Origin of the sequence: Pinirhizobacter sp. (genome assembly GCF_035317885.1) — a bacterium.
GTDB lineage: Bacteria > Pseudomonadota > Gammaproteobacteria > Xanthomonadales > Rhodanobacteraceae > Pinirhizobacter.
Genome location: NZ_DATHFX010000115.1, coordinates 1 through 4074, shown reverse-complemented (window position 1 = coordinate 4074; position 4074 = coordinate 1). Strand labels below are relative to the sequence as shown.

The window sequence follows — 4074 nt, the reverse complement described above, 5'->3', positions numbered from 1 at the left end:
GGCCGACATGGCACAGGCACTGGTGCATGCCTATGTCAGCGCCAAGCTCGAACATGCCCGCGTTTCGCAGGCGCTGTACGCGATTGCCGCCGAGCACGGCGGCGCCGAACGCGTGGAGATGGCCCGCGAACGCATGCTGGCCGCGGTGTCGGGCATGCTGGCCACCGCCGGGGATCGCGACTTCAACGACCCGTCCAGGCACGCGGCCATTCTCCTGGGCGCCATTGCCGGGCCGGTGCGCAATATCCTGGAGAGCAACCGGCACCTCATGCCGGCCGATGTCCTCAACGAAGAGCTGGTGACGCTGGCAAGCGCCTATCTGCAGGCTGTGTCCACGCCCTGCTGATATATCACCGGGTGGCTGCTGCTTCCTTGGCCAGTTCCTCATCCAGCCCCTTGACCGCCCGCGCTGCCAGCGCCTTGCACGCGCCGGGATCCTCAAGCTTGCCGCTGGCCGCGCGCTCAAGCACATCACTGGCATCGGGATGGGTGGTCACCAGGATGTCGCACGGCAAGCCGGCCACTGTGGCGATGGACTTCCTGAAGTCCTCGACGCGGTGCGGATGCGCCGGCGCATCGGTGTAACGGTAGGTACCGTTGGTGATGGCGGTGAGGCTGTCGGCGTAGACGATGTCCACGCACTTGCCGTCCTGGCACGAGCGCCATGTCCAGCTGGTGCTTCCCGGTGTGTGACCTGGCGTGGCGCGGGCCTGGATATCCACCGAACCCACCTTTAGATGTTCGCCGTCGCCCACCACGGTGGCCAAAACCTGCGAGTACCCCTTGCCGGGATGGTATTGCGGGTCATCCGGGTCCTGGCCGCCCAGGGCAAGCGACTTCGCACCCAACGCACTGGCATACACGGTGGCGCCGGTGTCATGGGCCACTTGCGCGATCGCGCCGGCATGATCGACGTGGGCGTGGGAGTTGAGGATGGCTTTCACATCCGATGGCCTGAAGCCCAGCGCGCGGATGTTCGCCTCCACCATCGATGCGTTCTCAGGCATCGTGGCGTCGACCAGTACATGGCCCTGGGGCGAGGTCACCAGCACCGCGCTCAGGCCCCGGCTTCCCACGTAGTACGTGTTGCCGTAGATGCGGAAGGGCTTGATGGGCTGGGTCCATTCCGGGGCTGCCAGTGCGGGCATCGCCGCCGCCGCGGACAGCGAACCCAGGCAGGCCAGGGTAAGAAAGGTGGGGCGCATGGGGTTTCTCCGTGGGGGCCGAAGGAGTCTAGCGATGCACGCTGGGCCAATCATGGCGTGGCGCTGGCATGCCGCGGGCGATCCGGAGGCCTCGCCACCGGCATGCACCAGCCTTGTCGATTGGTCGGCCCGGTTCGCCGCGATTGGCTCTTTTATTCCCAACCGCCAGGGATTCCCATGGCGTCGAGACACACCAGGGGGAGACCCGCATGACCGGCACAACGCGATCGGACGGCCTGCAGTTCAACGCCGCATTCTCCACACGCGGGAGCGTGACGCCGGCCCCGCTGCCGGTGGCGCGCACAAGAGTGCGTATCCGGCCGGCGCGCGCCGCCTTTGCACTGGCACTGATCGGCCTGGGCTTGCTGGGCCTGATCTACGGCGACTTCGCGCTGGTATGGCAGCGCATCCCGATCGAGTACCTTCCCGGCCGCACGTTCATCGCCTATGCCTGCGCCTTGGTGGAGCTGGCCACGGGCGTGGGCCTGCTGCTGTACGCGCAGCTTGCGCGCGGATTGCCGCCGCACTTCCTTACCGGCGACCGCAACGCGTGGACAGCGCTGGTGATCTCGTGTGCGATCACCTTCGGTGCATGGGCGGTGGCGGATGCTAGGGTCGAGGCTCGGAAAGGACCCGCGTCGTCTCGCCCAGGCAGCGTTCCATATACCCCTGCCACATCAGGTGCACGATCAACCACAGCAACGGCCGCCGGGCCGCCCCGCGCGGGGTGAAGGCATACGTCCAAGCAACCGAAGTCCCGGCTCCTTCGGGCCGGAATTCGAAGCTGCCGCGCGCGTGATCGACCAGGCGTGAGAACAGGGGATTGGTGTAGTCCCAAACGCGGTAACCGAAATACACGCCGCGCTCGGCCCGGAGCACTTCCTCGCGCACGGTGGTGTGGTCGGAAAGATGGATCAGCCGCTTCGAGCCCGGTACGTCCCATGGCCCGGTCTGCTCGCTGGTGCCGGTGACCGCGGGCAGAAGGCCATGGCCCTTGAGTATCTTCGGCAACACATCGGCGCCTGCCAGGAAGTCGAAGGCCTCGCCTGGCGGTACGCGCAGGATGATGGTGCGGGTGACGGCAACGGGTTGAAGGTTCATGCCCGCATTATGCGCTGCGTCCGTCAGCTGCGAATCATGTCGCCTGCGTAGACAAAGGCGTCTGACCCACGTGCCGGATTATTGTCGTACTATTTGATGTTCGAATTGCTCAAGGGAAATTGCCGATGCCTGTTCGAACGTCCGCCCTGCTTTTCCTGGCGTTGACCGCCGTGGTGTCCGCGCATGCCGCCACTACGCCGATTCCCTTCCCGTCGAACACGCCGCTCAAGGCATCGCTGGACACCGACGACACCACCGGCACCCCCACCCTGCTGCTGGAAAATGCGCAGGGCAAGCCGCTGATGCAATCAAGGCTAGGCCTTCGCACAACCGACGTGGACCTCACCCACGGCCTCAAGCCAGGCCCGTCGAGCCACCATGAGGTGACCGAGCACTACACCATGACCACCGGCAAGCGCCTGGAGCGCTCGGCGACCATGGTGGAAACACGCTTTCCCTTCACCGGCCTGGGCGGCGCGAAGCTCGACGTCGTGGTACGTACCTCCCGCGACGGCATCGCCTGGCGCTATGAACTTCCCGGCAGCAGCAACGCAACCGTGCAGGGCGAGGCCACCGACTTCACCTTCCCCGAGGACACCTTCGCGTGGCTTCTGCCGTACAAGCCGCAGTACGAAGGCGTGCGTTCACAGGACAGCGCCTATGGCTCGCCTGTCGGCGACTTCGGCTATCCGTCGCTGTTCCGCGTGAACGGCGACTACCTCCTGGTGACCGAAAGCAATACCGATGGCCGCTACACCGGCAGCCGCATGCGCCACGGCCTGGACACCACCACGTACGGCCTGGTGTTGTTCGACGCGTCGGCGAGCTTCCACGGCAGCACGCCGTGGCGCACGGTGATCGCCGGCGACCTTGCCACGGTGACGCAATCCACGCTGGTGGACGACCTGGCCGACCCCGCCAGATTTACCGATACCTCGTGGATCAAGCCCGGCAAGGTGGCATGGTCGTGGTTGAGCGAACACCAAAGTCCGGGCGACGTCGAACGGCAGAAGGCCTATGTTGATTTCGCCGCGCGCAACCACCTGCCGTATGTACTGGTGGACGAAGGCTGGAAGGACGCTTGGGTACCGGACCTGGTGAAATACGCCAATGCCAGGCACGTGGACATCCTGCTGTGGTTCCGCTGGACCAACCTCGATACGGAAGACAAGCGCCAGGCGATCCTGCCGAAGATCAAGGGCTGGGGCGTGAAGGGCGTCAAGGTGGACTTCATGGATTCCGACTCGCAGGTGCGCTACCAGTGGTACGACGCCATCCTTGCCGATACCGCAAAATTGCACCTGATGGTGAATTTCCACGGCGCCACCATCCCGCACGGCCTGGCACGCACCTGGCCGCACATCATGAGCATGGAAGCGGTACGCGGTACCGAGAACGATCCGCCGGTGTATCCCAATACAGTGCAACCGTTCACGCGCAACGTGGTCGGTTCAATGGACTACACCCCGGTGGCGTTCGACGCCGGGCCGATGATGGCTTCCATCGCCCACGAAACCGCCTTGTCGGTGGTGTTCGAATCCGGCTGGCAGCACCTGGCCGACGCTCCCGAGGCCTACGACAAGAGGCCCAACGCGCTTGCCTTCCTGGATCAGGTGCCCACGGTGTGGGATGAAACCAAGTTGCTCTCCGGAACACCCGGCAAGGACATCGTGATCGCCCGTCGCAGCGGCAAGCGTTGGTTCATCGGTGGCATCCGTAGTGGCTCCGGCGAAACGCTGCACCTGCCTCTGGCCATGCTCGGCAAGGG

The 4074-nt window shown here is 65.1% G+C and carries 3 protein-coding genes and 1 pseudogene; 2 read left to right on the top strand and 2 right to left on the bottom strand.

What is annotated here, in order from left to right; all coding sequences use genetic code 11:
* Positions 1–346: pseudogene (locus VK519_RS03570) on the top strand (TetR/AcrR family transcriptional regulator); the annotation flags it as partial.
* Between the two features lie 4 nt (positions 347–350).
* Here the strand turns inward: VK519_RS03570 and bla are convergent.
* A complete protein-coding gene (bla, locus tag VK519_RS03565) occupies positions 351–1205 on the bottom strand; it encodes a subclass B3 metallo-beta-lactamase (protein ID WP_324347745.1) in 855 nt (284 codons plus the stop codon).
* 609 nt (positions 1206–1814) lie between these two features.
* Entirely contained in the window at positions 1815–2306 is a 492-nt protein-coding gene (locus VK519_RS03560) for an SRPBCC family protein (protein WP_324347743.1), read from the bottom strand.
* 125 nt (positions 2307–2431) lie between these two features.
* Between VK519_RS03560 and VK519_RS03555 the strand changes: the two genes are divergently transcribed.
* Positions 2432–4074, top strand: a 1643-nt coding sequence (locus VK519_RS03555) for a glycoside hydrolase family 97 protein (RefSeq protein ID WP_324347741.1), incomplete at its 3' end; no start/stop codon positions are given.

Bases quoted from the DNA above. Each gene is read 5' to 3' on its own strand.
- VK519_RS03560 (WP_324347743.1), bottom strand. From the start codon at position 2,306: ATGAACCTTCAACCCGTTGCCGTCACCCGCACCATCATCCTGCGCGTA.
- bla (WP_324347745.1), bottom strand. From the start codon at position 1,205: ATGCGCCCCACCTTTCTTACCCTGGCCTGCCTGGGTTCGCTGTCCGCG.